The 26,830-nt window shown below is 56.1% G+C and carries 21 protein-coding genes and 1 other RNA gene; 7 read left to right on the forward strand and 15 right to left on the reverse strand.

The annotated features are described in order from the left end of the window. Positions 1–38 precede the first annotated feature (38 nt). Positions 39–1,583 (reverse strand): AbgT family transporter, encoded by a 1,545-nt coding sequence (locus ACVBEJ_RS13025; RefSeq protein ID WP_447130074.1) that lies wholly within the window; start codon positions 1,581–1,583, stop codon positions 39–41. A 308-nt stretch (positions 1,584–1,891) separates the two neighbouring features. On the opposite strand from ACVBEJ_RS13025, the gene ssrA reads away from it, so the two are divergent. Continuing rightward, positions 1,892–2,245, forward strand: a transfer-messenger RNA (tmRNA) gene (gene ssrA / locus ACVBEJ_RS13030). Between the two features lie 473 nt (positions 2,246–2,718). On the opposite strand, the gene ACVBEJ_RS13035 is transcribed toward ssrA, so the two are convergent. From ACVBEJ_RS13035 to epmB, 7 genes are all read right to left on the reverse strand, one after another. Continuing rightward, on the reverse strand, positions 2,719–3,090 hold the full coding sequence (locus ACVBEJ_RS13035; RefSeq protein ID WP_447130075.1) for a VOC family protein: 372 nt from the start codon (positions 3,088–3,090) through the stop codon (positions 2,719–2,721). Between the two features lie 151 nt (positions 3,091–3,241). Beyond that, the gene (locus tag ACVBEJ_RS13040; RefSeq protein WP_447130076.1) at positions 3,242–3,529 is read right to left on the reverse strand and encodes a helix-turn-helix domain-containing protein; all 288 of its coding nucleotides are present in this window, start codon (positions 3,527–3,529) and stop codon (positions 3,242–3,244) included. Then, the gene (locus ACVBEJ_RS13045) at positions 3,526–3,876 is read right to left on the reverse strand and encodes a type II toxin-antitoxin system RelE/ParE family toxin (protein WP_447130077.1); all 351 of its coding nucleotides are present in this window, start codon (positions 3,874–3,876) and stop codon (positions 3,526–3,528) included. Before ACVBEJ_RS13045 ends, ACVBEJ_RS13040 begins: the two co-directional genes overlap by 4 nt. Positions 3,877–4,014: 138 nt before the next feature. After that, complete coding sequence (katG, locus tag ACVBEJ_RS13050) at positions 4,015–6,291, reverse strand: catalase/peroxidase HPI (RefSeq protein ID WP_447130078.1); 2,277 nt, start codon at positions 6,289–6,291, stop codon at positions 4,015–4,017. 468 nt (positions 6,292–6,759) lie between these two features. Then, positions 6,760–8,892: an EAL domain-containing response regulator gene (locus ACVBEJ_RS13055; RefSeq protein WP_447130079.1), complete on the reverse strand. Its 2,133-nt coding sequence runs from the start codon at positions 8,890–8,892 to the stop codon at positions 6,760–6,762. 62 nt (positions 8,893–8,954) lie between these two features. Next, a complete protein-coding gene (locus tag ACVBEJ_RS13060) occupies positions 8,955–10,676 on the reverse strand; it encodes a hypothetical protein (RefSeq protein ID WP_447130080.1) in 1,722 nt (573 codons plus the stop codon). A 136-nt stretch (positions 10,677–10,812) separates the two neighbouring features. Continuing rightward, positions 10,813–11,829 carry an EF-P beta-lysylation protein EpmB gene (epmB, locus tag ACVBEJ_RS13065; protein ID WP_447130081.1) on the reverse strand — a complete coding sequence of 339 codons (1,017 nt, stop codon included), beginning with the start codon at positions 11,827–11,829 and terminating at the stop codon, positions 10,813–10,815. 48 nt (positions 11,830–11,877) lie between these two features. Here epmB and efp point away from each other — a divergent pair, with 48 nt between their 5' ends. Together efp and epmA are read left to right on the forward strand one after the other, a co-directional pair. Continuing rightward, entirely contained in the window at positions 11,878–12,450 is a 573-nt protein-coding gene (gene efp / locus ACVBEJ_RS13070; RefSeq protein WP_447130082.1) for an elongation factor P, read from the forward strand. A gap of 145 nt (positions 12,451–12,595) precedes the next feature. Beyond that, positions 12,596–13,540 carry an EF-P lysine aminoacylase EpmA gene (gene epmA, locus ACVBEJ_RS13075; RefSeq protein ID WP_447130083.1) on the forward strand — a complete coding sequence of 315 codons (945 nt, stop codon included), beginning with the start codon at positions 12,596–12,598 and terminating at the stop codon, positions 13,538–13,540. A 52-nt stretch (positions 13,541–13,592) separates the two neighbouring features. Here epmA and ACVBEJ_RS13080 read toward each other — a convergent pair whose 3' ends face one another. The 6 genes from ACVBEJ_RS13080 to hutI all read right to left on the reverse strand — a co-directional run bounded on the left by ACVBEJ_RS13080 (position 13,593) and on the right by hutI (position 20,158). Continuing rightward, positions 13,593–14,285: a VV20781 family protein gene (locus tag ACVBEJ_RS13080; RefSeq protein ID WP_447130084.1), complete on the reverse strand. Its 693-nt coding sequence runs from the start codon at positions 14,283–14,285 to the stop codon at positions 13,593–13,595. A gap of 103 nt (positions 14,286–14,388) precedes the next feature. Then, on the reverse strand, positions 14,389–14,982 hold the full coding sequence (gene trmY, locus ACVBEJ_RS13085; protein WP_447130085.1) for a tRNA (pseudouridine(54)-N(1))-methyltransferase TrmY: 594 nt from the start codon (positions 14,980–14,982) through the stop codon (positions 14,389–14,391). Positions 14,983–14,985: 3 nt separating this feature from the next. Then, positions 14,986–16,035: a 3-deoxy-7-phosphoheptulonate synthase gene (locus ACVBEJ_RS13090; RefSeq protein ID WP_447130086.1), complete on the reverse strand. Its 1,050-nt coding sequence runs from the start codon at positions 16,033–16,035 to the stop codon at positions 14,986–14,988. Positions 16,036–16,235: 200 nt separating this feature from the next. Continuing rightward, positions 16,236–17,921, reverse strand: coding sequence for a urocanate hydratase (gene hutU / locus ACVBEJ_RS13095; RefSeq protein WP_447130087.1), 1,686 nt, complete (start codon positions 17,919–17,921; stop codon positions 16,236–16,238). A gap of 240 nt (positions 17,922–18,161) precedes the next feature. Next, positions 18,162–18,908: a histidine utilization repressor gene (hutC, locus tag ACVBEJ_RS13100; protein ID WP_447130088.1), complete on the reverse strand. Its 747-nt coding sequence runs from the start codon at positions 18,906–18,908 to the stop codon at positions 18,162–18,164. Beyond that, positions 18,905–20,158, reverse strand: coding sequence for an imidazolonepropionase (gene hutI, locus ACVBEJ_RS13105; RefSeq protein WP_447130089.1), 1,254 nt, complete (start codon positions 20,156–20,158; stop codon positions 18,905–18,907). Before hutI ends, hutC begins: the two co-directional genes overlap by 4 nt. 73 nt (positions 20,159–20,231) lie before the next feature. Here hutI and ACVBEJ_RS13110 point away from each other — a divergent pair, with 73 nt between their 5' ends. The 3 genes from ACVBEJ_RS13110 (at position 20,232) to hutG (ending at position 24,084) form a co-directional block, all read left to right on the forward strand. Further along, positions 20,232–21,599, forward strand: a complete 1,368-nt coding sequence (locus ACVBEJ_RS13110; RefSeq protein ID WP_447130090.1) for a formimidoylglutamate deiminase — start codon at positions 20,232–20,234, stop codon at positions 21,597–21,599. Between the two features lie 102 nt (positions 21,600–21,701). After that, entirely contained in the window at positions 21,702–23,228 is a 1,527-nt protein-coding gene (gene hutH, locus ACVBEJ_RS13115; protein WP_447130091.1) for a histidine ammonia-lyase, read from the forward strand. 61 nt (positions 23,229–23,289) lie between these two features. Continuing rightward, positions 23,290–24,084 carry an N-formylglutamate deformylase gene (hutG, locus tag ACVBEJ_RS13120; RefSeq protein WP_447130092.1) on the forward strand — a complete coding sequence of 265 codons (795 nt, stop codon included), beginning with the start codon at positions 23,290–23,292 and terminating at the stop codon, positions 24,082–24,084. A 56-nt stretch (positions 24,085–24,140) separates the two neighbouring features. Here the strand turns inward: hutG and ACVBEJ_RS13125 are convergent, their stop codons facing one another. Next, a complete protein-coding gene (locus ACVBEJ_RS13125; protein WP_447130093.1) occupies positions 24,141–25,196 on the reverse strand; it encodes a thioredoxin family protein in 1,056 nt (351 codons plus the stop codon). 214 nt (positions 25,197–25,410) lie between these two features. Here ACVBEJ_RS13125 and ACVBEJ_RS13130 point away from each other — a divergent pair, with 214 nt between their 5' ends. Further along, a complete protein-coding gene (locus ACVBEJ_RS13130; RefSeq protein ID WP_447130094.1) occupies positions 25,411–26,766 on the forward strand; it encodes a sodium-dependent transporter in 1,356 nt (451 codons plus the stop codon). The last annotated feature ends 64 nt before the right edge of the window (positions 26,767–26,830 follow it).

Consider the following 26,830-nt stretch of genomic DNA (forward strand, 5'->3'; position numbering starts at 1 on the left):
TCAGTTAAACCGCTGGAGTTTTTGTGACCTTCTATACATTACGGGTAGCTATAGCTGGCTCCAAACCCCAGAGGTATACCCAGACCCCAGTAAGCCATCAAAAACAGCGACCAGCACACCAGGAGCACCAGTGAGTAGGGCAGCATCATGGACACCAGATTACCGATGCCAGTTTGCTTCACATAGCGCTGGCAATACACCACCACCAGCGGGAAGTAGGGCATCAACGGGGTGATGATATTGGTGGATGAATCCCCTACCCGATAGGCGGCCTGGGTTAATTCCGGTGAAAAACCCAACTGCATCAGCATGGGCACAAAAATCGGTGCCAGCAGCGCCCATTTTGCCGAGGCGGAGCCCACAAAGATATTCACAAAGCCCACCAGCAGAATAATGCCAAACAGGGTGACTCCACCGGGCAATGCCAGCTCTTTTAAGACATCCGCCCCTTTTACTGCCAGCAGCGCACCGATATTGGAATCCGCAAAGGCCTTTACAAACAGGGCGCAGAAAAACGCCATTACGATGTAGTAGCCCATGCTCGACATGGATTTGCTCATGGCGTCGATCACGTCTTTGCCGCTTTTAAAGGTGCCCGCCATGCGGCCATACACCACGCCGGGGATTAAAAACAGCAGCAAAATCAGCGGCACAATGGATTTCATAATGGGGGCGCTAAAGGAGTTCAGCGAGCCCTCTGCATCCCGCAGTGGGGAGTCGGCGGGTAGCATGGTCAGAATCAACAGTGCGAAGCCCGCCAGCATGGTCAGGGTGGCGGCCAAAAATGCTTTCTTTTCCTGTGCTGTCACAGTGCTTAAATCTTCTGCCGGCTCAATATCATCGTTCAGTGCAGCGGTTTTTTGCAGGCGCGGTTCGATGACCTTATCGGTAAGAAACCAACCCAAGGCTATCACCAGCACACTGGAAACAGCGGTAAAAAAGTAATTGCCCAGCGGATTCACTTCAACGCTGGGGTCGATAATTTGCGCAGCCGGCTGGGTAAAGCCCTGTAGTAACGGGTCCAATGCGGAAGGTGCGGGGTTGGCACTAAAGCCACCGGATACGCCGGCAAACGCCGCCGCGATTCCTGCCAGCGGATGACGGCCAGCGGCGTAAAAGATAATACCGCCCAGGGGGATCACCAGCACATAACCGGCGTCGATGGCGCTGTGGCTGAGCAGGCCAATCAAAATTACCATGGGCGTCAGCAGTTCGGTTGGCGTGCGGCGCAGCATCAACTTCAAACCGGTGTTGATAAATTTGGATTCGTCGGCAACCCCAACCCCCAGCATGGCCACCAGCACCACTCCCAGAGGAGCAAAACTGGTAAAGGTTGTCACCATATTGGATAAAAAGCTGGCTATCTCGGTGCCGGTCAGCAGGTTAACCACCTCAAGTGGCGCGCCGGTTTTGGGGTGGTTAATGCCAAAATCCACCCCGGATAGCAGCCAGGACAGCCCCCAGACAATCAGCAGGGCGTACAAGAACAAAATGGCGGGGTCGGGCAGCTTGTTGCCGATCACCTCTACCTTGTTGAGCACACGATTCATCAGGGTAGGGGAAGCATCGGTTGCGTTTGTCATTATTCTCGCCTCTGCAAATAGTTGGCTTATTTAAGCCGAAGGGCTGTTGTGACGCAAATCTCTGCTACAATCCCCTGCGTTCGTGGATGACACCCACCCAGAGATAAGCGCCTGGCGCCGGGAAAACATACGAACACTGTGGGGCATCTCCGCTTTGGTTTTGTTTGGTTTTCATCATTCAGAGCGCCAGGCGGAGATAGCTGAGCCAAATGCAAGGCGTCCAAGGTGAGCGGCGAGGAGCATACATAAGTATGTGACGAGCAGCGAATCCGCCGGACAACGCCGCAGTTGGCCAGATAGCTCCGCCTGGGGGCGTTTTGGATTCGACGCCGGTAACAAAACCCAAGGTGCATGTCGTGATGACGACCAATCACGTAAATCCAAAGTCGTATTTTATTAGTTGCCAACGACGACAACTACGCTCTGGCGGCATAAGCCCGCTAGCAGAAGCCACTGGATGCCAGTAAACGGGAAGCTTCTGTCAAATAGAACTGGACCGCAGTGAGGTTTGCCTGGGGCACCACTGTTAAACATAACCAGGATCGCCGACCACGCCCTGCCCATTGGGTTGTGTGACGCTAAATTAATAAATGGGGTCTAAGCATGTAGAGCCGAGGGCGGAGTGCTGACGGACGCGGGTTCAACTCCCGCCGCCTCCACCAAATAACGAAGGTCAACCGTTCTCGGTTGGCCTTTTTTATTGCCTGCACCCCGCACTACAGGCCTTATGTGGCAAGGGTTTACGGACTTCGCGCCCTTCTTAATCTCGGAGTATCAGAGGTGAATATTCTCTGAATTGCCGAATACTCTCTGCGCCTCTCCCTATCTCGAACCGCCAAAGTCCATGACCAGAGAACAGCACTGCTCCATAAAAACAAATTCACGTCTGCTGTTTAATGGCACCAAAACTTTGCAATGCGGTGGTTTCTGGATTCCCGCCTGCACGGGAATGACGGGTCAGGCGGTTTTAAGCCCGATTGCCCTGGGATGTTAGCAGGGCAGGGCCGCTCTACGGCTGTCAACGCGAGCGCAGCGTGGCAATCCAGTGTCTTTAGGTCAAAGTCGCTGGATTGCCGCAGTCGCTTTTCTTTAATAAGGAAAGGCTCCCTCACAATGACGGCTTGAGGACAGCCCTTTACAGCGTCATGTGATAAAACGAAATCTTGTTGCCGTCCAGATCGCGCACATAGCCACCGTAGAAAAAGTCGGTACGCCAGCCGGGTTTGCCTTCGCAGCTGGCGCCCAGTTCGATGGCTTTGTTGTACAGGGCGTTGGCGCCTTCTTCCGAGCCGCCGGGAATGGCGATCATCTGGCCGTTGCCACAGCTTTGCTCGCCGCCGTCGGAGGGGGTGCAAACCGCCAGCATAGCGCCACCTTTGCCGTCGCCGTAGAATTTAATGCGGTCCAGCCCCATCAGTTGTTTGCCGCCAATGGGTTCCAGTAGTGCATCGTAAAAGGCGGTGGCTCTGGCCAGGTCTTTGCTGCCAATGGTTGTGTATCCCAGCATGGTGATTCCTCATGTGTTGGTGCTTGTTGTTGGTATTAGTTTCAGAGTGGGTCGATAAATAGATCAGTATAGACAGGTGTGAGCGGTGAATTCTCCGCAGCGTTGCAAAAAAGGTGTGCGCAGATGCGTGAGTGATGAAGTTTTGGAGCCGTTAAGCAGCAATTTGCAGGGGTTGAAGCCCGACACGAGCCGCCATAGCTACTAAGGCATCAATAGTGAATCCAGCTGTTTTACCTCGGCAGATGTCACCAATCCGAGAGCGTTGCACACCCATCGCATCAGCGGTTTGTTGTTGGGTTAGGCTGTTTTCTTTCATGTAATCGACAATGGTGTTGAACAGGGCTGCTTTCAGTTTTAGCTGTTCAGCTTCACCTGGGTCGAAATCAAGGTCGTCGAAAATGCTGCCTGTGGTTACTGTTTTAGTTACTTCATTTGTCATATTTTCAGCCTCTGTTTGGCTGCTTTGTAGCGATCAATAATGGTCTTGATGTCTGGCTTGGCGGTGGCTTGTGTTGTTTTTTGCCAGCAGTGTAATACGGTTATTCCGTCTTTCAGCTTTGTGACATAGGCGACCCGATAAGTCCCATCGTCTGACCAAATCCGTATTTCATAAACACCGCTAATGCCTTTGCCCAAATTCTTCAGTGGCTTCCAGTCCAGCGGGTCGTTCCCTTGCTGGAGACGATGAAGCTGATAGCCCGCAGTCTGCTTGGCATCGTTTGGGAAACCAAGCAAATCGGATTTGCTGGTTCCCTCCCAATAAATTGGCTTTAGAGTCCTTTCCATAAAAGTGATTGTATAAAATATTATACAAAATGCAACAGATGCTTATATCGAGATATTAAAAAAGCCCCACCCTTACGGACGGGGCTTTGGTTTGGGCAAGTGTGAGATCCTTCGCTTCGCTCAGGATGACAGAGGCGTTTACCTCTCCGCTACATCAAACCGATCCAGCATCATCACTTTGCTCCAGGCGGCCACAAAGTCGTTGAGGAATTTTTGTTCCCCATCGTTGGCGGCGTATACCTCGGCGATGGCGCGCAGTTCAGCGTGGGAGCCGAACAGCAGGTCAACGGGAGTTGCTGTCCATTTCACCTGGCCGGTTTTGCGGTCGCGGCCTTCGTAAACCCCGGCGGCTTTTTTGGACTTTTTCCAGTGGGTAGACATGTCCAGCAAGTTGACGAAAAAGTCATTGCTCAAGGTGCCGGGTTTGTTGGTGAAAACCCCGTGTTTTGATCCGCCAGTATTGGCATCCAACGCCCGCAGGCCGCCGACCAGTGCGGTCATTTCCGGCACGCTGAGGTTCAGCAGGTTGGCCCTGTCGATCAGCATGTTGGTGGGCGAGTGGCTATTGCCGCTGGCGTAGTAGTTGCGGAAGCCATCGGCTTTCGGTTCCAGTACGCCGAAGGACGACACATCGGTTTGTTGCTGCGAGGCATCGGCCCGGCCCGGTGTGAACGGTACGCTGACTTTATGGCCCGCGTCTTTGGCCGCCTGTTCAACCGCGGCACCACCGGCCAGCACAATCAAATCCGCCAGGGAGATTTTGCGGCTTTTGGATTTGCGGTTGAAGTCTTTCTGGATTTTCTCCAGTTTGGCCAGCACGCCTTTCAGCTCCGCCGGATTGTTGGCGGCCCAGTCTTTTTGCGGTGCCAGACGAACCCGTGCGCCGTTAGCGCCACCGCGCAAGTCGGTGCCACGGAAGCTGGCTGCGGATGACCATGCAGTGCGCACCAGTGCGGATGTGTCGATGCCGGATTTCAGCACCTTGGCCTTCAGTTTTTTCACATCGCCGGCATTGACCAAAGCGTGCTCTACAGCGGGAATCGGGTCTTGCCACAGCAGTGCTTCGCTGGGTACATCGCTGCCCAGGTAGCGGCTGCGGGGGCCCATGTCGCGGTGGGTGAGTTTGAACCAGGCTTTGGCAAACGCCAGTTCGAACTCTTTGGGGTTATCCAGAAAGCGTTTGGCGATTTTGCGGTAGCTCGGGTCCACTTTCAGCGCGAGGTCGCTGGTGAGCATGATAGGGGCGTGGCGTTTGCCGGGGATGTGGGCGTCCGGTACCAGGTTGGACGCCTGGCCGTCTTTGGGAATCCACTGAATAGCACCGGCGGGGCTGCGGGTTTTTTCCCATTCAAAACCGAACAGGTTTTGCAGGAAATTGTGGGTCCACTGGGCAGGGCTTACCGTCCAGGCACCTTCCAGGCCACTGGTGATGGTGTGTTCGGCGTTGCCACTTTTGTATTTGCTGGTCCAGCCAAAACCCTGTTCTTCAATATCCGCGGCGGCGGGTTCCGGGCCCACTTTGCCCTCGGGTTTGGCGGCGCCGTGGGCTTTGCCGAAGGTGTGGCCGCCGGCGATCAGGGCTACGGTTTCTTCGTCGTTCATGGCCATGCGGCCAAAGGTTTCGCGAATGTCGTTGGCGGACAGTTGCGGGTCAGGCACACCATTGGGGCCTTCCGGGTTTACGTAGATCAGACCCATTTGTACGGCGGCCAGGGGTTTTTCCAGTTTTCTATCTCCACTGTAACGTTCATCCGCCAGAAATTCGTTTTCCGGGCCCCAGTACACCAGGTCCGCTTCCCAGTCGTCTTCGCGGCCACCGGCAAAACCAAAGGTTTTAAAACCCATGGACTCCAGCGCTACGTTGCCGGTAAGCACCATCAGATCGGCCCAGGAGATACTGCGGCCGTACTTTTGCTTGATGGGCCACAACAGGCGGCGGGCTTTGTCCAGGTTGGCGTTGTCGGGCCAGCTGTTCAGGGGCTCAAAACGCTGCTGACCGCCGGCGGCGCCACCGCGACCGTCAGCTACCCGGTACACACCGGCACTGTGCCAGGCCATACGGATAAAGAACGGGCCGTAGTGACCATAATCGGCGGGCCACCAATCCTGGGAGGTGGTCATCAGTTTTTCGATATCGGCTTTTACCGCATTCAAGTCCAGTTGCTTGAAGGCGGCGGCGTAGTCGAATTGCTCGCCGTAGGGGTTGGATTCAATACCGTGCTGGCGCAGGGGATTCAGGTCCACCTGGTTGGGCCACCAGAATTGGTTGGACTTTGGTTTGGTAGAGAGGGGTGTAAGGGAGTGGGATTTGGTGGTGTGGGGTTTTGCAGAGTGGGAATGACCATCGGCGATGGCGGTGAGTGGCGTCAGGGCTACCGCCAAAGCAAGGGCGAGTGGCTTGGCTTTAAACAACATGGGACTACCTCCTATTTGGGTATTTAATAAGAGCTGCAAGGTTTTGCGGCGTGATCCCAGTATTGAATTGTGCTGTCGATAAATAAAATCGATTTTATTTATCCGACGGATAGGTTTGTTTTATCGGAGTGGGAGCAATAGAGGATTTTGGGCGATAAAAAGAAACGGCCACCTGAATAGATGGCCGTTTCGGTAAAATGTTGTCCTTAACAATCGTCCCTGGTGGCGTCCTGTCGTTTCCCACAACCGTCCTGGTTGCCGATCCTTTATTCCCGACGCTTCCTGCGATGGGGGCTATCATTCCACAGTTTGGCGACGGTGAATATCGGTAAAAAGCTGATTTTTTTGTAGGATATATCCTACCCATGGTTGACTGTGGATAAGAGATCCTTCGCTGCGCTCAGGATGACAGAGGCTATTAAACTGGCAGCTTTATTGGTTGCGTTTAATAGCGCGGGTTAATCGTTTTTACTGATCGCCACTAAAGTCGTAATTCATATGGGGCTGCGGCGCTTGCAGGTAGTGGCCTTGGATATAGTGAACCCCCATTTTCCACAGGGTGGGCATCATGGTGGGGTTTTCGATAAAGGGCACTATGATGCACTCGTCGCTGGCGCGCAGGCGGTTGATGACTTCTTCGATGGCTTCCTGGCCAGAGTCCCCTTCCTGGGCTTTGTCCACCAGCATTCTGTCCAGTTTGACGTAGTCCACCGACAGGCGTTCCAGTATGGTGACCGGGTCCAGAGAGAGTCCAAAGTGGGACAGGGACACCTGGCTGCCCAGTTCTCTCAAGCCCTGGCAAACCTCGGTTGCCTGGTTCAGGTAGCGGCTGATGTCCAGCTCTCGCAGCTGGAAGATTAGCGAGCTGGAAGGAATGCCAGCTTGTTCAATGGTTTCTTTTATCCAGTTTCCAAACGCCGGGTCACAGAAGCTGGCGCGGCTGATGTTGATAAACAGGCGTGCCTCCGGTGTGCTCACCTGTTTTTCCTTGAGTTCTATCAGTGCCTGGCGAATCACCCAGCGGTCGATGTCGGCACCGGCGTCGGTTTTGAATATCTGGGCAATAAAGTCCACCGGGTAATCTTTGGGGTTGGCTTCCGGCTTGATGTGAATCAGCACTTCGTAGATGGGCAGATTTTCCCCTTGCAGGCCGATAATGGGCTGGAACAGCAGTTCGTATTGCTCGTTGCCCAGCAAACGGCGACCCATGGTTTCGGTGTTGGCGCCAATTTCCTCGATGGATGGGGAGAATTCCAGCTCGTAGAGGCGGGCGCCGTTGCCCAGTTGACCGCCGCCCTGTTCGTCGCGCAGCTTGCCGATGGCGTCCACACAGCGGCCAATGGCGCTCTCTACGGTAGTGACGGTTTCTGAGATCACCGTCAGGCCGATACTCAGGGTGGCGGCAAAGGTTAACTGTTCGATGGTGATAATTTCCTGGGCCAGCTGATCACAGAGGTTCTCTGCCAGACGCAGGCCGTTGTCGGCATCGGTGTCCGGCAGCAGCATGATAAAGCTGTCTTCCTGAAAACGGCTCAAGCTGTGTTGGTCCGGGGTGTGTGTTTCCACCAGCTCCGCTACCCGATGAAGCAGGTCTTCGGTGAGTTTGATGCCATTCTCGGCCCGCAAGTTGTCGAACTGATCCAGTTTAACCAGCATCAGCAGTGAGTCCTTACTCATCTGCGCGGCCCTGCGAATGGCGCCGTTGATGTGTTCGATCAGTTTGTGCAGGCGAATTTCGGTATAGCCGCCGCTGGCTTCTGGCTGGGGTGCCACAGGCATTCCGGGCACGTTATGAGCGCTGTCCAGGGCCTGTTGTTGCCCTCCGGCGGCAAAGAAATTGTGGTTGATGCAGAACTGCAGCGCCGCTTCGTCTTCGTATTCAATTTGCGATACCGCCACGGTGAGGTCGATGGGCAGGTCGTCGCTGCGCATGCCCTGGAACTGGCGTTCGCTGCTCTCCCAGGTTTCATCGCTGTATTGGGTTTTCAGCAGCGCTTTGATCTGTTCCTGGTCCTGGGGGGCGATGGTGTCGATCACCGGCAGGCACAGCATTTCGTCCCGATCCATATAGCCGAACAGCTGGGCGTAGCTGTCGTTGCTGTAGATGTAGGTGCCTTCCTTGATCACGGCAATGGCGTCCCGGGAGTTGTCCAGCAATTGCAGGCAGCGGGTCTCCGCCTCTGAATAGCGGCGTTTCCAGTGGCGCAGGCGGCGCCGTTGCCCGAGGTTGTACAGCGCCCGCGACACCACCAGCAACAGGTGTTGATCATCGTCTATGCCGACAACATCAGAAGCCCCCAGGCGCAGGCCTTCCACACGCTTGGTATCCGGGCTTTCGGTAATGGTAATCACTGGAATATCGCGGTTGAGGCGGCGGGTGTTGTGGAAAATCGCCTGCATGCTCAGGGTGGTGCACTCGTACTGGGCAAGAATCAGGTCCCAGTGGTTGTTCTGCAGCAGTTGTGGCAGGTCCGCTTCCGCTTCCACGTGTTTGGGTGACACCGTGTAGCCGGCGTTGCGCAGCAGGCTGGCGAGCCGGTCTGCTTCCTCCACTTGGTCGTGAATAAACAGGGTTTTCAGAGTGGTGTCTTGTGGTTGCATGGCTTGCAGCTTAATCAATTACGGATTGGGAATAGTTGTTATCGGTCACTTTATGGGGCTCTTTATTCCTGGCGCCCGGTATTTTCCAGGGTAAAGCGACTCACATGACTGGTGGCATCCAAAGGCACCGACAGCGTGGCCACTGCGCCGCGCTTGCCCCCCAGCAGGTGAACCCGGTCGCCCTGCTTGAATGGCATTACCGGCAACAATACCTGGGGCGGTTGCATCGTACCTTCGTTGGAAGTGAGTAACAGGGCTGGCAGGTAAGGGCCGGCGGCCTTGTTTTCGCGGAGAATGCGCGCCGCTCTGGGGTGTGGTTTCATGGTTAGCAATTCAACACCCAGCTGCATTTGCAGGTGTGGGGTAATGCGCTTCCAGCGAATCAGGCCCAGTTGCCAGGGTTTGTCTTCCTGATAGCGGCAGCACACCACTTCGCCGGGCAATACTTTGGGGTGCTGGCCACGGGGGAATTCCAGGCAAGCCCCCTGGTCGCTGCGGTTGACCAGTTGGGCGCGCAGGTTGTCGCGCTCGCTGCTGTGCTCGCTACTGGCTGCCCCGGACAGGCTCATGGCTGTGGCAGAGGGGGCGATCTCGTTTTTTTGCCGTGCCACATCCGGTGCATTGCGCCACACATCACCACCCCGGGGCGCTACCCGCTGGCCGGGTGCGTCATTGGTTTGCTGCAGCTGAAATTTGTCTTTGGAGGGCTCTTGCATGGAGCTGATGGAACTCAGGAATTGCTCGAAGTTGGTCTCTGCCAGGGCGTTGTGGCTGTAGGACAGACCGTACACCAGCTCTGCCTGAGTATTTTGTTCGCTGCTGCGTTCCGACTGGCGGGAGCTTTCCACGCTCCAGGATTGACACAGGTTGGTGACCAGGCGGCGGGCAAAATTGTCCACCAGGGCGGCGTCCGGGTTGTTATAGAGTTTGCCATCCAGGTAGTTGACCAGGCGCTCCAGGTTGAAGGCGCGCACCTCGGGCTGTTTGTCCGGCTCCAGCTGCGAGCGGTAAAAGGGTGGCAGGTCGGCATCGCTGTCAATCACAAACAGGCTGCTGTTGTCGTTGTCCTCCAGACGCGCCGTGTCTACCCACAGGGGCAGCCCTTTGAACAGCCGTTGCAAATCGCTGGCGGGAAATTGTGACGGGTTGCAGCAGGCCACCAGCAGCAAACGCACGTAGTCGCAGCGAATGCTGAGGCTCTGGCCATCGCTCTGGTGGCCGTGTTTGTGGCGCGGTATGCCGCAGTGCTCGGCAATGCGATACAGCAGGTGAACATCCGCCCAGAAGTGGCGCGGTGTGGCCAGGTAAAACTGCAGCGCGCGCAGGTACATCAGGCCGGATACTTCCATGGCGTGGGCAATGGCCTGCACCAATTGCTGTTGCGGGAGTGGGGATATTTCTTCCTGGCCGATACCGGAAACCACGGTGCGAAAACCCGCTGCCAGGTGCTTTAGCAATGCCTGGGAGGTGGCGATGGCCTGGGCGGTTTTGGGGGTCAGGCGGGTCTTGCTCAGGGCGTCGGAGCACTGCAACACCAACGGGTATACCAGGTTGAGCAGGGTCAGTTTTTGCAGGGCCGGCACATTGAGCGCCGATAGCTCTTTCACCAGGCTGTAGAGGGTATTGCTGATACGCGCAGGATCGTCAGAACCCAGGCGCTCTATAAACAACGCCATAATGTCCGGGTTGTGATCGCACAGGGACAGGTGGTCCAGCGACAGCGAAGGGCCAGACAGACGCCGACACAGTGCAATCAGCAATTTATCCTGTTGTGATGTATCCAAACGCGCGCTCCTTGTTGCGAGTGAAAAGTGCGAGTGAAAAGTTGCGAGTGACCTGTTGCGAGTAAAACGTGCGATAGATCAGCAGGCAGCCAGTATAGCGGTAAGTGGCGGCTATGGGCACATATAACAGAAATAGTTATATGTGCGGGTACAACGGTGTTTTCGACAGGCAACCGGCATCTTCACGCACCAGTTTCGGCACCAGGTAGCCCGGCAGACGGGCGAGCAGGTCCGTTGCCAGCCGGCGGGCGTGTTCTTCTGCAACGGCAAAGTGGGCGGCGCCTTGCACTTTGTCCAGCAAATGCAGGTAGTAGGGCAGTACGCCAACGTCGAACAAGCGTTGGCTGAGTTCGGCAAGGGTGTCGCTGTTGTCGTTAATGCCCCTCAGCAGCACCGCCTGATTGAGCAAGGTCACGCCGGACTCTTTCAAACAAGCCAGGGCGCTGGCAACGGCGCTGTCTATCTCGTTGCTGTGGTTGCTGTGAATCACCATCACCGATTGCAGGCGGTGGTTGGTCAGCCAATCCAGGCATTCTGCGGTAATTCGCTGGGGAATCACCACTGGCAGGCGGGTGTGAACGCGGATGCGTTTGACGTGGGGGATAGCGGCGATCTGCCCGGTCAGCCAGGCCAACTGACGATCAGGCGCCGCCAGAGGGTCGCCGCCGCTGTAAATGACTTCTTCTATGGAGGCATCGGCAGCGATGTATTCCAGCGCCTGTTGCCATTGCGCCCGGCTCGGTTTGTTGTCTTCGTAGGGGAAGTGGCGGCGAAAGCAGTAGCGGCAATTGATGGCACAGGCGGGGCTGAGGATCAGCAGCACCCGGCCCCGGTATTTGTGAATTAACCCCGGAGCCGGGTTGCTTTGACTTTCGCCCACCGGGTCGCCGCTGTAGCCGGGAGCCGCAAGTAGCTCGTCACCCAGGGGCATTATTTGTTTCAGCAGCGGATCGTTGAGGTCGCCTTTGGCAATACGCCGCAGGTACGGGTGGGGCACTCGCAGGGGGAAGTCTCGACAGGCGGCGCGGGCGGCATCCAGCTGTTCGGGGGGCAGTTGCAGCGCAGCGAACAGTGTTTCCGGGTCGGTGATGCAGTTGGACAGCTCCTGTTGCCAGGAAAGAGGCTCCAATACAGACAGAGTTCGAGGTATCATAGGCGCCTTTTGGGGTAATTCCAGAGATAAATAAATTTAGAGGCAATAATGGCAAACTATTCTACCAACGAATTCCGCAGCGGTCTGAAAGTAATGTTGGACGGCGACCCTTGTTCCATCGTGGAAAATGAATTCGTCAAGCCCGGCAAAGGCCAGGCATTCAATCGGGTAAAGCTGCGCAACCTGAAAAGTGGCCGGGTGTGGGAGCGCACTTTTAAATCCGGCGAGCAGCTGGAAGGTGCTGACGTGATGGACACGGATATGCAGTACCTCTATAACGACGGTGAAATGTGGCACTTTATGGAGCCCAACACCTTCGAGCAGCACCAGGCGGATGAAAAAGCAGTGGGCGATGCCGCCCAATGGTTGAAAGAGCAGGATACTTGCATTGTTACCTTGTACAACGGCTCGCCCTTGTCAGTAACCCCCCCCAACCATGTCGAACTGGAAATTGTGGAAACCGACCCCGGTCTGCGCGGCGATACCGCCCAGGGCGGCAACAAACCCGCCACCCTCAGCACCGGTGCTGTTGTAAAAGTGCCGCTGTTTTTGAACATTGGTGAAGTGGTGAAAGTGGATACTCGCACCGGCGAATATCAAGGCCGCGCGAAGGCGGACTAGATATGAGCCGGGGACCGGTGACAAATTTGCAGGACAGCAAATTTGGGCGTCGCAGCGTAGCGAAGACGGGCGCAGCCCGAGGGCAAGGACGGCCCGAGCCAATCTCGTATTTGCCCTTCGCTGCGCTCAGGATGACATGTCCTCCATGAATTGGCGACCCTCGGCAACCATCGATATTCTGCACGCTCGCGCTTGGTTACTGGCACAAGTCCGCCAGTTTTTTGATCAACGCAATGCCTTTGAAGTAGATGTGCCGGTGCTGGGTGCCAGCGCGGTCACCGATCTGCATATCGACTCTATAGAAGCCCGCTGCAATAGCGGTCAGTTGTATCTGCAATCGTCCCCGGAATATTTTATGAAGCGCCTGCTGGCAGCGGGCAGTGGTGATATTTATTGCCTGGGCAAGGCCTTTCGGGATGGCGAGACTGGTTCCCGCCACAACCCGGAATTTACCCTGCTGGAATGGTACCGGGTGGGTTGGTGCGAACACCGTTTGATGGATGAGGTGGCAGAATTGGTCGTGGAATTGTTGCCGCAAACACCGGTTACCAAAATGGCTTACGGCGATTTATTTGTGCAACATACCGGCCTCAATCCCCACGCCGCTGATCTAAAAACACTGCAACAGCTTGCCGCAGAAACTGCCAATGCCAGGAATTTTGACGAGCCTCGTTCAACCTGCCTGGATGTGATTTTCAGTCTGTTCATAGAGCCAAAACTGCCCGCCGGGTTGGTATTGGTTCACGACTACCCCGCCTGCCAATCCGCTTTGGCTCGTATTGAAACAGACTCTGACGGACAGCAGATCGCTCGCCGTTTTGAGGGCTTTTTAAACGGTATGGAATTGGCCAACGGCTATTGCGAACTCACTTGCGCAAAGGAGCAGGCACACCGTTTTGAAAGTGATCGTCAGCAGCGTGGGCAAGCGGGAAAGGTGGATATTGACGTGGATGCAAAATTTCTGGCCGCATTGGAATACGGCCTGCCAGATTGTGCCGGTGTCGCCCTGGGAGTGGATCGATTGCTGATGTTGTTGCAGGACAAGACCGATATTGGTGAGGTAATGAGCTTTCCTTTTCCCCGTTTGTGACGCCACAAAACCTGGAAATAGGTTTTGTGGCCTGTGTTTACGGATAACGGAATTACTGTCTCCAGCTCAGGGCACTGGCAACCGTTGTAACGGCCAGCAAATCGCGCTCCTGTTGGGATTTTAAGGGCAGGTGTTGCAAGCTGATGACTCCATTTACCTGTATTGCGGCAACCTCCTGTTTGTTGGTGTACACGTAATAACCCAGAGGTTGCTCCAGTGAAATAACAGAGCCTTCCGCTTTGTGTACTGAGGCAATAGTGTAGTTTGTGTCCCCCAGTTTTACCGAGCCTTCAACTTTTCCGGCAGGGCCAAAATCCAGAACACCACCACTTTTTTTCAGCTCAAAAGTACCCACGCTTTTTTCATTTTGAAAAATGGTGCATCCGTAGGGGTTGTCGCCACCCAGAGACAGCACGCCGACATTAACGCTGGTATCGCGGCCGTGGCAGGCCAGCTTCCAGCGCTCGCCTGTGACATTGTTAACAACTTCTGCTGCCATCGCACCTTTATCGCTTTTCACCAGGTCGCCCAATATGGAAATGCCTGAGGCTTCGCGGTCGTAGCTTCCGCTGTATTGGTTGGAAAGTGTAAATGTTCCTTTGCGACCGAGACCCCAAAATTCGCCCTCGGTTTCGAGAATCATTTTTTCCTGTTGTGCGAGAGTGTCAGGTACCTTGATTTGACCGATGCTGGCACCGCATCCGGCCAGGGCCAGCACAGCTACCAAAAGAATACTCTTATGCATTATTGTGATTCCTGTATGTGTTTTTGTCCTATTTATCAGAGCCTGTTCACGTTAGCAGGGATGCCAGTGTCAGGATGCGACTGGGGTCACATACAGATTATTTTTACGGGTTATCCAGATGATGATGAATCAACACCACGCACTGTGATGCGAACAACATGGTTGATCCCAAACTGATTTTTTCCGCCCCCAGGCGTTTCAGGCTGTTAAAACTTTTCTTCGGCATGGGGATATGGTCGGTGAGCAAAAAGCAGGGGTTGTCGCCTAATTCCGTTTCACTGGCTGCCGGCCCTTTTTTGTCCATCACATAAAGCTGGTGATCTTCCGCCAAAGCCTGTACCAGTTTTTCAAAACTGAGGGTGCGCACGGTAATACCCGGTTCAACGTTTTTCTTCTGTTCTTTACTCATGCCTTGGGATGCATCCAATGCTGCTGCGATTTTTGCCAGCCACGCCTGTTCGTGAAAACCACCGATATTTTCCAGTTGGTCGGCGACAAAAGTAATGGTGCGGGAGAAGTCGCGAGTGCTTTCCAGTACCAGGTGCACCACCACATTGGAACGGTGTGACTGGGCCACAAAGATGGCGTTCATCAGGGTGTGAGCGAGAATCTCGCTGTGGGCATCGCCACCCACACCGGCCAGCAATTTTTCGCTGTCGGTAGGGGCGGCGCGGGCGCGCAGGACAAAGGTACGCATGGCTTAGTTGGAAATTGCGTTGGCCAGTTTTTCCAGCACCGGCAGGGTATCCGCCAGCGATAAGCAGCCATCGGTAATGCTCTGTCCATAAACCAGCGCTTGCCCAGCCACTTGTTTCTGGTTGCCGGCCACCAAATGGCTTTCCAGCATCAGGCCACGAACAGCGGTTTCGCCTGCGCTGATCTGTTTGGCGATGGCATCGGCCACCAGTGGTTGGTTTTGCGGGTCTTTGTTGCTGTTGCCGTGGCTGCAATCAATCACCAGATTTGGGGTCAGGCCACCTTTTTCCATCACCGCTTTTGCCGCTGCCACGGCGTTGGCGTCGTAGTTGGGGCCGCTGACGTTGCCGCCGCGCAGGATCAGGTAGCAGTGGGGATTGCCTCTGGTTTCCAGAATCGCCGGAGAGCCCTCTTTGGTCAGTGACGGAAACCAGTGGCCGTGGCTGGCGGAGCGAATGGCGTCTACCGCCACTTGCACATCGCCATCAGTGCGGTTTTTAAAGCCCACCGGCATGGACAGGCCGGAGGCCAGCTCCCGGTGCACCTGGCTTTCCACCGTGCGCGCGCCAATAGCGGCGAAGCTCACCAGGTCGGCGTAGTACTGGCCGATGGTGGTGTCGAGAAATTCCGAGGCCGCGGGCAGGCCCAGCTCGGCCACGTCCAGCAGCAGTTGGCGGGCAATTTTCAGCCCTTTGTTGATCTGGAAACTGCCGTCCAGATCCGGGTCGTTGATCAGCCCTTTCCAGCCCACTACGGTGCGGGGTTTTTCAAAGTAAACCCGCAGCACGATAAACAGCTTGTCGCTGTATTTTTGCGAAGCTGCTTTAAGTTGCCGGGCGTAGTCCATGGCCGCTGCCGGGTCGTGAATGGAGCAGGGCCCCACCACCACCAACAGACGTTTGTCTTTGCCGCTGAGGATGTTTTCGATGGTGGTGCGGGACTCGGCAATAAAGTGAGCGCTGTCTACGGGCAATGGCAGCTCGCTGTTGAGAATGGCTGGAGCCAACAGCGGCTGGCTGTGGCGGATACGCAGGTCGTCGGTGCGGGTGGGCATGGTGCTGATCCGGTGGTTTGGATAAAGGCGGGGATTGTAGCACTGGGGCTTAGCCGCTTGTAAGCGGCTGCGAGCTTCGTGTTACGAGCTGCGAGCAGGTCGGGCGTAAGTGTCATCCTGAGCGCAGCGAAGGATCTCAGTGTTTGCTGCAAGTATGAGATCCTTCGCTGCGCTCAGGATGATGGTGAAGGGTGTGAATTTTACCCCAAATCAATAGCCGGCAGATTCAAACCGTGTTCCTTGGCACACTGCTTGGCGATAACGTAGCCGGCATCCGCGTGGCGCATAACACCGGTGGCCGGGTCGTTCCACAGTACCCGTTCGATGCGGGCGGCGGCTTCGTCGCTGCCGTCACAGCAGATCACCACGCCGGAGTGTTGCGAATAGCCCATGCCAACGCCGCCGCCGTGGTGCAGGGATACCCAGGTGGCGCCGCCGGCTACGTTGAGCATGGCGTTGAGCAGGGGCCAGTCGGATACCGCATCGGAGCCGTCCATCATGGATTCGGTTTCCCGGTTGGGGCTGGAGACGGAGCCGGAGTCCAGGTGGTCGCGGCCAATCACTACCGGCGCTTTCAGCTCGCCGTTTTTCACCATGTCATTGAACGCCAGGCCCAGCTTGTGGCGCAGGCCCAGGCCCACCCAGCAGATGCGCGCTGGCAGGCCCTGGAATTCGATGCGCTCGCGGGCCATATCCAGCCAGTTGTGCAGGTGTGGGTCGTCGGCGATGATTTCTTTGACTTTCTGATCCGTCTTGTAAATATCTTCCGGGTCGCCAGACAGGGCGGCCCAACGGAACGGGCCAACGCCGCGGCAGAACAGCGGGCGAATGTAGGCGGGCACAAAGCCGGGGAAATCGAAGGCGTCTTTAATGCCTTCGTTATAGGCTTCCTGGCGGATGTTGTTGCCGTAGTCCACAGTGGGAATGCCGGCGTGACAGAAGTCCAGCATGGCCTGCACCTGCACCGCCATGGATTTGCGCGCTTCGGCGGCCACCATTTCCGGGTGGCTGTGGGCGCGTTCGCGCCACTCCGCCACGGTCCAGCCGATGGGCAGATAGCCGTTCACCGGGTCGTGGGCGGAGGTTTGGTCGGTGACCAGGTCCGGCTTGATGCCTTTGGCGACCATTTCCGGGAAGATTTCCGCAGCGTTACCCAGCAGGCCGATGGAGATGGCCTCGCCTTTGGCTAATGCGTCGTTGAGCATGTCCATGGCCTCGTCCAGGCTGTAGGCTTTTTTGTCGATGTAGCGGGTGCGCAGGCGGAAGTCGATACGGGTCTCGTCGCACTCCACGGCAATCATGCAGTAGCCCGCCATGGCACCGGCCAGGGGTTGGGCACCGCCCATGCCGCCGAGACCGCCGGTGAGAATCCATTTTCCTTGGGTGTTTCCAGCGAAGTGTTGGCGACCGGCTTCCACAAAGGTTTCGTAAGTGCCCTGGACAATGCCCTGAGAGCCAATATAAATCCAGGAGCCGGCGGTCATTTGGCCGTACATCATCAGGCCCTTGCGATCCAGCTCGTTAAAGTGTTTCCAGTTGGCCCACTCCGGCACCAGATTGGAGTTGGCAATCAGCACCCGGGGGGCGTCTTTGTGGGTTTTGAAAACCCCCACCGGTTTGCCGGATTGCACCAGCAGGGATTCGTCGTCATTCAGTTCTTTAAGGGCTTCGATAATCTTGTCGTAGCACTCCCAGTTGCGTGCCGCGCGGCCAATGCCGCCGTACACCACCAGGTCTTCCGGGCGTTCCGCCACATCCGGGTGCAGGTTGTTTTGCAGCATGCGGAAGGGCGCTTCGGTGAGCCAGCTTTTGCAGGTCAGTTCGGTGCCGGTGGGGGCGGCGATGGTGCGGCTTGGGTCGTGGCGGGTGCCGATGGTGTTGGTCATTGTAGTCATCTCTATTAGTGCTAATCATTAAACAGTGGTGTGTTTTCTGGGCGGTCGCACGTCTGACGTTGCACGCTAAAAGCGGCTCAGAGCTTCGATTGCGCAAGCAAAGCCCTGACGGTTCGGAGCAGTAAATAGCCAGCGCTCTCGGTAGATCAGCTGATACTCGTTGGGTTTAGCGTGCAACGTGCAATGTCAGACGTGCGACCCTGCTGCGAATCAGCAATTTACTCCGAAAAATTAATTATTCGTTGCGTACCGCGCTCCCAGGTCATACCTCGTACTTGGGTAGGTAAAGTCCGCCAGCGTCACCACGGCACTGTTTTTCCAGGTGCGGCGGCTGAGTTTCAGACAGGGTTCGTCAGGGGGGATGGCGAGCATGTCGCGAGTTTCTTCGTCCGGCAAAATGGCGCGCACGATGTGTTCCATTTCCTCCGGGCGGTACAGGCTGATCAGGTATTGGGTGGGGGTGATGGCGGCAAAATCTGCGGCCAGAAATTCCGGTGCCAGTTGCGGGTTGACCCAGCGTTCCTCCAATTGAATGGGCACATCGTTCTGGAAATGCAGCATCACAATATGGAACAGGGTGGTGCCTGCGGGCACTTCCATGCGTTGTGCAATTTCCGCATCGGCCTGTTCTGCCTGCAGATGCCAGATATCGGCGCGGTGGGTTTTGCCCTGGGCGCGGATTTCTTCGGCGATGTCCTGAATTTCAATCAGGCTGGCGTGGCGCGGTGGCTCCGCCACAAAGGTGCCGAGGCCGTGAACCCGCTCCAGGTAGCCCTGTTGAGTCAGTTCCCGCAATGCCCGGTTAATGGTCATGCGGCTGACCTTCAGGTCTTCTACCAGGGCATTTTCAGAGGGAATCTTTTCCCCCTTGGCCCAGGTGCCGGAGCGGATTTTGTCGGCAATGGTGTCCTGAATTTGCTGATATAAGGGCACTGCGCTGTTGCGGGGCAGGGCTTTCAGATTGCTCGCTTGTGTCATCGAATTTTCCCCCCAAACAATACTTGCTGACAGGGTGTGTCCGCCACCAGGTAACTTAACTGCGCCGGGCTTTTGGCGCGCCACAACACCAGGTCGGCGCGCTTGCCCACTTGCAACGTGCCCACTTCATTGAGGATTCCCAGCGCTTTGGCGGCATTGCGGGTAACGCCAGCCAGAGTTTCTTCCGGGGTCAGGTGAAACAGGGTGCAGCCCATACTGAGCATCAACAACAACGACAGCACCGGCGAGGAGCCGGGGTTGCAGTCGGTGGCCAGGGCAATGGGCACGCCGGCATCGCGCAGTGCCTGAATGGGGGGCAGCCTGGTTTCCCGCAGGCAATAGAAGGCGCCGGGCAGCAATACGGCGACGGTGCCGCTGGCTTTCATGGCGGCGATATCGTCGTTGTTCAGGTATTCCAGATGGTCGGCAGACAGGGCGTTGTGCTTGGCCGCCAGACCGGAGCCTCCCAGGTCGGAGAGTTGTTCGGCGTGCAGTTTTACCTGCAGGCCGTGCTTTTGGGCGGCGTTGAAGACGCGCTCGGTTTGTTCAACGGAGAAGCCAATTCCTTCGCAGAAAGCATCCACGCAATCCGCCAGGCCTGCGGTGTGAATGGCGGGCAGCATCTCGTTGCACACCACATCGATGTAGTCATCGCCCCGACCTTTGTACTCGGGGGGCAAGGCGTGTGCGCCGAGAAAGGTGGTTTTTACAGAAACCGGAAGTTCGTTACCAAAGCGGCGGGCAACCCGCAGTTGTTTGGCTTCGTGCTCCAGCGCCAGGCCGTAACCGGATTTGATTTCCACGGTGGTGACGCCATCCGCCATCAGGCGTTCAAGGCGGGGCAGTGCCTGTTGGTACAGCTGATCTTCGCTGGCGGCGCGGGTGGCTGTTACGGTGGCGATAATGCCGCCTCCGGCGCGGGCAATCTCCTCGTAGCTGGCACCGTTAAGGCGCATTTCAAATTCGCTGGAGCGGTCGCCGCCGTACACCAGGTGAGTGTGGCAATCGATCAGACCGGGGGTCACCAGCTGGCCGTGGCAGTCGGTTACCTGTTGCGCCAGTGCACCGGGTTCGCCGGGCAGGTCTGCCATGGCGCCCAACCAGACAATGCGGTCGCCCTGAATACCGACAGCACCATTGTCGATCATGCCGTAGGGCTCGCCGCTGTATTCGCCACAGTTATTCATGGTAGCGAGGCGGGCATTGATCCAGAGGTGGTTCCAAAGGGTGCCTGGTTGGGGTGTTGTCATAGCAAAAAGTCAGGTTGTATATACATGTCTAAACTATGCTAGACTCTCTGCCTTTCAGATTCAAGGCTTGTCGATGAAAACATTGTTTGCCAGCGAGATTCTTTTGCCCGATGGCTGGGCCGCTGATGTTGAGATTGATATCGACAGCAATGGTGACATCAGTGCGCTGCGCCGGGGTGTGGTTGCCTCGAGCGCCGAACAATTGCGCGGTGTTGCGGTGCCCGGTATACCCAATCTGCACTCCCACGCTCATCAGCGGGCCATGGTGGGGTTGGCGGAAAAGGCCGGTGCATCGAAAGACAGCTTCTGGACCTGGCGCGAGGCCATGTACGCCTACCTGGGCAAAATGCAGCCGCAACAATTGCAGGCGGTGGCGGCGCAGTTGTATGTGGAGATGCTCAAGTTTGGCTACACCAATGTGGCGGAATTTCAGTACCTGCATCACGACCAAAGTGGCCAGCCCTACACCAACCCCGCCGAGATGTCGCTGCGCTGTTTACAGGCGGCGCAGGATGCGGGTATTGGCACCACATTGTTACCGGTGTTGTATCGCTACGCGGGCTTTGGAGGCCAGCAGCCATTGCCGGGTCAAAGCCGCTTTTTAAATGACGCCGATAGGTTTTTAAATATTGCCGCCGAGTTGCAAAAGGCCACTGCCGGTCATGCCAATGCGACTGTGGGCATCGCGCCCCATTCCCTGCGGGCAGTAACGTCGGAGTTAGTGCAAGAGGTGCTAAGCAGCTTCAGGCAGGGTCCGGTACATATGCATATCGCCGAGCAGATTCCCGAAGTGGATGCCTGCCGGGAGTGGAGTGGCAAAAGGCCGGTTGAATGGCTGCTGGATAACTTTGCTGTGGACAGTCGCTGGTGCCTGGTTCACGCCACTCACTTGACCAGTCCTGAAATCGACAATCTTGCCAGCAGCGGTGCGGTGGCCGGTATCTGCCCCACCACCGAAGCCAATTTGGGGGATGGTATTTTCCCGGCCGCCAGTTATTTGCAGCGGGGTGGTGTGTTCGGTATCGGCTCCGACAGTCAGGTTTGCATCAACCCCGCCGAGGAATTGCGCTGGCTGGAATACGCTCAGCGCCTGACCAGTAATGGCCGCAATGTGCTGGCCACAGGCTCCGGTGCCAGCACCGGCCGCTCCCTGTTTGATGGCGCTTTGGCCGGTGGTGCCCAGGCTTGCGGGCGCAACATCGGCAAGCTGGAGGTGGGCTGCCGGGCTGACCTGCTTGTGCTGGATAACAACCACCCGCGCCTGTTCGGGCGCAGCGGTGATGATTTGCTGGACAGCTGGATTTTCGGCTGTGACCACAATCCGGTGCGGGATGTGTTTGTGGGCGGCGAGCAGGTGGTTGTTGCCGGTGTGCACGTTTCTGAACAGCAGGTTGAGGAAGGTTTTAAGTCTGCGATGACTGAATTAATGATGTCATCCTGAGCGTAGCGTGGCGATCCGAAGCCATGGCTTTCAAGCCGCTGGATTGCCGCGTCGCTGCGCTCCTCGCAATGACGGAGTCGTAAAATTTGAGGAAAAAGTTCCATGTTTTTTGAATTATGCCTGAACCCGGGTGAGCTGACGCTCTCCGACCTGCGCAATATCTTTCGTCATAAAACCACTATCGTGGTGGAAGATAGCCACTGGGGGATCGTTGAAAAATCCCGCCAGCGGGTGATCGATACCATCGACAGCGGCGAAACGGTGTATGGCATCAACACCGGTTTTGGCCGCCTGGCGCAAACCACCATCGGCCGCGACCAGTTGGGCACTTTGCAACGCAATCTGGTGCTGTCCCACGCCACCGGTGTTGGCGAAAACCTGTGTGAGGCCACTGCTCGCCTGATGACAGTAATGAAAATCGGCTCGCTGATGCAGGGTTACTCCGGTATTCGCCGGGAAGTGGTCGAGCTGATGATCAATATGATCAACAACGGCATTGTCGCTGCCATTCCCAGCCAGGGCTCGGTGGGTGCTTCCGGTGACCTGGCGCCGCTGGCCCATATGAGTATGCCGTTGATTGGCGAGGGCGAGGTAATTGTTGATGGTGTGCTGATGGCCTCTGCCGAGGCACTGGCCAATGCCGGTTTACAGCCGGTTGAGCTGGCCGCCAAAGAAGGCCTGGCGTTGATGAACGGCACCCAGACGTCCACCGCGCTGGCGCTAAAAGGCCTGTTTGAAGCGGAAGTCAACTTTAATGCCGCTGTTACCGCCGGGGCCATGAGCACCGAGGCCAGCTTGTCCGCGCGCTCTCCGCACGTACAGGAAATCCACAAGGTGCGTGGCCAGCCAGGTCAGATAGAAACGGCGCGCCAATACCGCGAGCTGTTGACCGACAGCGAAATAAACCAGTCTCACAGCGATTGCGCCAAAGTGCAGGACCCCTACTGCCTGCGCTGCCAACCACAGGTGATGGGCGCCATTCTTGACCAGATGCGCTTTGCCGCCACCACTCTGGTCACCGAAGCCAACGGCGTTACAGACAACCCGCTGGTGTTTGACGAGGACGTGGGGGTGATTTCCGGTGGTAACTTCCACGCCGAACCGGTGGCCATGGCCGCCGATAATCTGGCCATTGCCATCGCCGAAATTGGCGCACTGTCCGAGCGCCGGGTGGCGATGTTGATCGATGCCGCCATGAGCCAGCTGCCGCCGTTTCTGGTCAGGGATGCCGGCTTGAACTCCGGGTTTATGATCGCCCATGTGACCGCAGCGGCGCTGGCCAGCGAAAACAAATCCCACGCACACCCCTCATCCGTGGACAGCCTGCCCACCTCCGCCAACCAGGAAGACCACGTTTCAATGGCCACCTACGGTGCCCGGCGGCTGGGCATTATGAACCGCAATGTGAGCCATATTGTCGCTATCGAATTGCTGTCCGCCGCCCAGGGCATCAGCCTGCGCCGCCCGCTGAAGTCCAATACTCAGCTGGAAAGTTTCTACGCAAAAATTCGTAACGTAGCGGCGGAATGGGATCAGGATCGCTACTTCAAGCCGGATATTGATGCGGTGACGGCGTTGATAGATGACGGTCTGTTTGGGGATCGGATTGGGGCTTATTTAGGGGGGTAAGCCAAGAGGATAATCTGTGGTCGCACGTCGTGCGTCCAGAACAACTAATTGCGGAGTACCCATGCCCCCCATCTACGAACTAACTCGCGGCACCTCGCCGCTGGTCGTCTCCATGCCGCACTCTGGCCTGGAGTTACCCGCCGACCTTGCCGCACGCATGACGCCGGTGGCGAAAAACCTGGTGGATACCGACTGGCATATTCCCCGGTTGTACGATTTTGCTGAGTCGTTGAGCGCGACTGTTATCAAGGCAAATGTCAGTCGCTACGTGGTAGACCTGAATCGCCCGGCGGGGGGTGAGAGTTTGTATCCGGGGCAGGCCACTACCGGCACCTGCCCAGAGACAACTTTTTCCGGTGAGCCGCTGTACCTGCCTGGTTGCGAATTTGACGACGGTGAACTTGCGGGCCGTATCGAGACTTACTGGCGGCCTTATCACTCGGTTCTGATGGCGGAAATCCAACGACTAAAAGCAATTCACGGTTATTGTTTGCTCTACGATGCCCATTCCATCCGCTCTCAGGTTCCCCGCTTGTTTGCTGGTGAGTTGCCGGTGCTGAATGTAGGAACCGCACAAGGGCAGAGTTGCAGTGGTGATTTGCAGAATCGCCTTGAAACGCTGCTAGAGCAACAAAGTGAATTTTCCTGGGTAGCCAATGGCCGTTTTGTGGGTGGCTATATTACCCGCAACTATGGCGAACCCTCCAATGGCGTGCACGCCGTACAGATGGAGCTGGCGCAAAGTGCCTATATGCTGGAAGACAGCAGCAACCGCTATTGTCCGCATAAGGCGGGTAAGCTGGCGGCAGTGTTACAACAGTTGTTTGCTGTGCTGTTGAGCTGGCAGCCCGCATAAAAAAGCCCCGACTTCGCAGTGAAGTCGGGGCTTGTTGTACTGTGCTGTAAGGGGCTTTAAGCGTCGTCGCCCGCTTCAGTTTCCATTGTTCTCTTTTTGAAACTCTTTGCGCGCTGGCCCTGTGAGCTGTCCGGGTCCATGGCGATGGCGGCGTCAAAGTATTTCAGTGATGCTTCCTGGGTTCCACCGGTGGTGTTGGCGTTAATAATGCCTTTAAACAGCGCGGCAGACTGACGCATGCTGTCAGAGAATGTGGTGTCGGTAATCACGCTATCCATAAAGGCGACACCATCTTTGCCCTGGTCGGCACCGATAAAGGAGTCGCCCAGTTTGGCAAGCAGGGTTTCCAGGTCGGGGCCTTGTTTCAGGTGGCTGTACTTGTTAAATACGGCCAGTACTTTTTCCAGCTTTTCGTCGCCGCTTACATCCCGGCCAATGGCGCGCATGTCGCTGTTAATTTTCTGCCCCAGCAGAATGGCGTTGTATTTGTTGTACAGGTCAGCGTCTTTGCCTTTGGCCAGCTCGGTAATCTCAGTTACCTTGCCTTCGCGGTCTTCGATGATGGCTCCGTCAGTGTCGAGCAGTTGGTCCAACAGGCGTGCGCGTTCCAGGCCGCTGGCATTGGCAATTTGTGCCTGCAATTTGGCAATGGCCTGTTTGCCTTCGCGCATGGCTTTCAGGTTGGCGATGTAGTTTTCAGGGCCGCCGGATTTATAGCCGGTAACTGCATAACTTTTGGCGTTGGCGTCTGTGAGATAAATAGTGGGGAAGCCTTTGGGCTGAAAGGTTTCTTGCCATTCTTCGTTGTGTTCCAGCTGTTCTTCGCTGATCAGTTCTTCGTCGTTGGGGAAATCCAGCTCCACCAGTACCAGATTTTCCTTGGCGTAGTCGACAAATGCCGGCTTGGACAGAACTTCTTCATCCAGTTTGATGCACCAGCCGCACCAGTCGGAGCCGGTGAAGTAAACAAAGATGTCTTTACCTTCGGCGGCGGCGGTTTTTTGCGCCTGATCCATGTTGGTGATCCAGGGCTCGGGTTTTGCTGCCAGCGCACTGCCAGCAATAGCCATTACAGCAACGGAACACAGGGTTTTGGAAATAGCTTTCAACATGGTGGCCTCCTGATTTGATTAAGGTGGCGATTATGTCTGACGGCTGCTCATATGTCCCGTAAAGAATTGTTAAAAAGTTTATACGTTTTAAAATAGCGATATTTGTGGAATTTTGTTCCAAAGCCTGACAGTTTTGTTTCCTTTGGGGATTGCTGATACAGTGGCTCGGCAAGTGGGTTCACACAATCATAAACAGACAAGGTAGGAGGTTCTGATGGCAGCTGTTGCCGGGCAACACGAAAACTGGTCATCCCGTTTCGGTTTTTTAATGGCGTCGGTGGGTTTTGCCGTCGGTCTTGGTAATATCTGGCGCTTTCCTTATATGACCGGTGAAAACGGCGGCGCCGCTTTTGTACTGGTTTATCTGGTTTGTGCCTTTGCCATTGGTGTGCCGATTTTGATGGCCGAGGTAATGATCGGTCGCCGTGGCAAACTGTCGCCTCCGGGTTCTATGACGGTGGTTGCCGAGCAGGAAGGGTCGAGCCGGGTGTGGGGCCTGGCCGGTGGTATGAACCTGCTGACCGCCCTGACTATTCAGGTGTTTTACTGTGTTATTGCCGGCTGGGTGTTGAGTTACTTTTGGAAAGCCCTGAATACCGGCTTTGTGGGCATAGATGCCTCTGTTGCAGAGTCAACGTTTACGGCCACGGTACAGGATGTGCCCGGCATGTTGTTGTGGACGGCCATCGCCCTTGCTGTGACTGGTTTTATTATTTACAGGGGTGTGCAGGACGGTATTGAAAAGGCCGTCAAGGTGCTGATGCCCACACTCTTTTTGCTGTTGGTGGCACTGGTTATTTACCATATGTTTGCCGGTGGTTTTCCGCAGGCGGTGGACTACCTGTTTAGCGCGGACTTTAGCAAAATCACCGGCTCTGTGTGGCTGGCGGCCATCGGTCAGGCGTTCTTTTCTGTGGGTGTGGGTATGGCGGGTATGATGACCTTTGGCGCCTATCTGCCCAAATCTATCTCTATTGGCAAGTCCGTTCTGATTATTGTTCTGGCGGATACTTTTGTGGCCCTGCTCGCGGGTTTTGCCATCTTTCCGGCGGTGTTTGTCAACGGCCTGGACCCACAAGGTGGTCCCGGCCTGATTTTCAAAACCCTGCCGGTGGCGTTCGCACAAATGCCCGGTGGTTACGGGGTGAGCATCGTCTTCTTTATGCTGCTGTCGGTGGCAGCGATTACTTCCATGGTCGGTTTGCTGGAGCCGCTGATTTCCTGGGCGGAGGAGCGCAAGAATACCAGCCGCCAAAAAAGTGCCGTCATTATTACCTTGATTACAGCGGCTATTAGTGTGCTGTCTATTCTGGCGTTTGGCGGGAAAATGACCTGGACGCTGTTTGGCCATACCTTCGGCGATTTAATGGATGTGTTCTCCAGCCGCTTGTTGTTGCCACTGGGCGGGTTGTTTATCGCCCTGTTTGCCGGTTGGTTTATCAGCCGCAAATCCAGTATGGAAGAACTGGATATTCAGAACCCGATAGCTTACCAGGCGTGGCTCTTCTTTATTCGCTTTGTGGCACCGCTGGCGGTGTTGGTTATTTTGTTTAAAGGCATCACCGAATAATCAACGCTGTTTGCTGTCTTTTGCGGTAACAGTGTCAAGAAATGTGAAATGGGCAGCGCTGGTA

The organism is Porticoccus sp. GXU_MW_L64 (assembly GCF_052983295.1).

Bases quoted from the DNA above. Each gene is read 5' to 3' on its own strand.
- ACVBEJ_RS13025 (WP_447130074.1), bottom strand. From the start codon at position 1,583: ATGACAAACGCAACCGATGCTTCCCCTACCCTGATGAATCGTGTGCTC.
- ACVBEJ_RS13035 (WP_447130075.1), bottom strand. From the start codon at position 3,090: ATGCTGGGATACACAACCATTGGCAGCAAAGACCTGGCCAGAGCCACC.
- ACVBEJ_RS13040 (WP_447130076.1), bottom strand. From the start codon at position 3,529: ATGACAAATGAAGTAACTAAAACAGTAACCACAGGCAGCATTTTCGAC.
- ACVBEJ_RS13045 (WP_447130077.1), bottom strand. From the start codon at position 3,876: ATGGAAAGGACTCTAAAGCCAATTTATTGGGAGGGAACCAGCAAATCC.
- katG (WP_447130078.1), bottom strand. From the start codon at position 6,291: ATGTTGTTTAAAGCCAAGCCACTCGCCCTTGCTTTGGCGGTAGCCCTG.
- ACVBEJ_RS13055 (WP_447130079.1), bottom strand. From the start codon at position 8,892: ATGCAACCACAAGACACCACTCTGAAAACCCTGTTTATTCACGACCAA.
- epmB (WP_447130081.1), bottom strand. From the start codon at position 11,829: ATGATACCTCGAACTCTGTCTGTATTGGAGCCTCTTTCCTGGCAACAG.
- efp (WP_447130082.1), top strand. From the start codon at position 11,878: ATGGCAAACTATTCTACCAACGAATTCCGCAGCGGTCTGAAAGTAATG.
- epmA (WP_447130083.1), top strand. From the start codon at position 12,596: ATGAATTGGCGACCCTCGGCAACCATCGATATTCTGCACGCTCGCGCT.
- ACVBEJ_RS13080 (WP_447130084.1), bottom strand. From the start codon at position 14,285: ATGCATAAGAGTATTCTTTTGGTAGCTGTGCTGGCCCTGGCCGGATGC.
- trmY (WP_447130085.1), bottom strand. From the start codon at position 14,982: ATGCGTACCTTTGTCCTGCGCGCCCGCGCCGCCCCTACCGACAGCGAA.
- ACVBEJ_RS13090 (WP_447130086.1), bottom strand. From the start codon at position 16,035: ATGCCCACCCGCACCGACGACCTGCGTATCCGCCACAGCCAGCCGCTG.
- hutU (WP_447130087.1), bottom strand. From the start codon at position 17,921: ATGACCAACACCATCGGCACCCGCCACGACCCAAGCCGCACCATCGCC.
- hutC (WP_447130088.1), bottom strand. From the start codon at position 18,908: ATGACACAAGCGAGCAATCTGAAAGCCCTGCCCCGCAACAGCGCAGTG.
- hutI (WP_447130089.1), bottom strand. From the start codon at position 20,158: ATGACAACACCCCAACCAGGCACCCTTTGGAACCACCTCTGGATCAAT.
- ACVBEJ_RS13110 (WP_447130090.1), top strand. From the start codon at position 20,232: ATGAAAACATTGTTTGCCAGCGAGATTCTTTTGCCCGATGGCTGGGCC.
- hutH (WP_447130091.1), top strand. From the start codon at position 21,702: ATGTTTTTTGAATTATGCCTGAACCCGGGTGAGCTGACGCTCTCCGAC.
- hutG (WP_447130092.1), top strand. From the start codon at position 23,290: ATGCCCCCCATCTACGAACTAACTCGCGGCACCTCGCCGCTGGTCGTC.
- ACVBEJ_RS13125 (WP_447130093.1), bottom strand. From the start codon at position 25,196: ATGTTGAAAGCTATTTCCAAAACCCTGTGTTCCGTTGCTGTAATGGCT.
- ACVBEJ_RS13130 (WP_447130094.1), top strand. From the start codon at position 25,411: ATGGCAGCTGTTGCCGGGCAACACGAAAACTGGTCATCCCGTTTCGGT.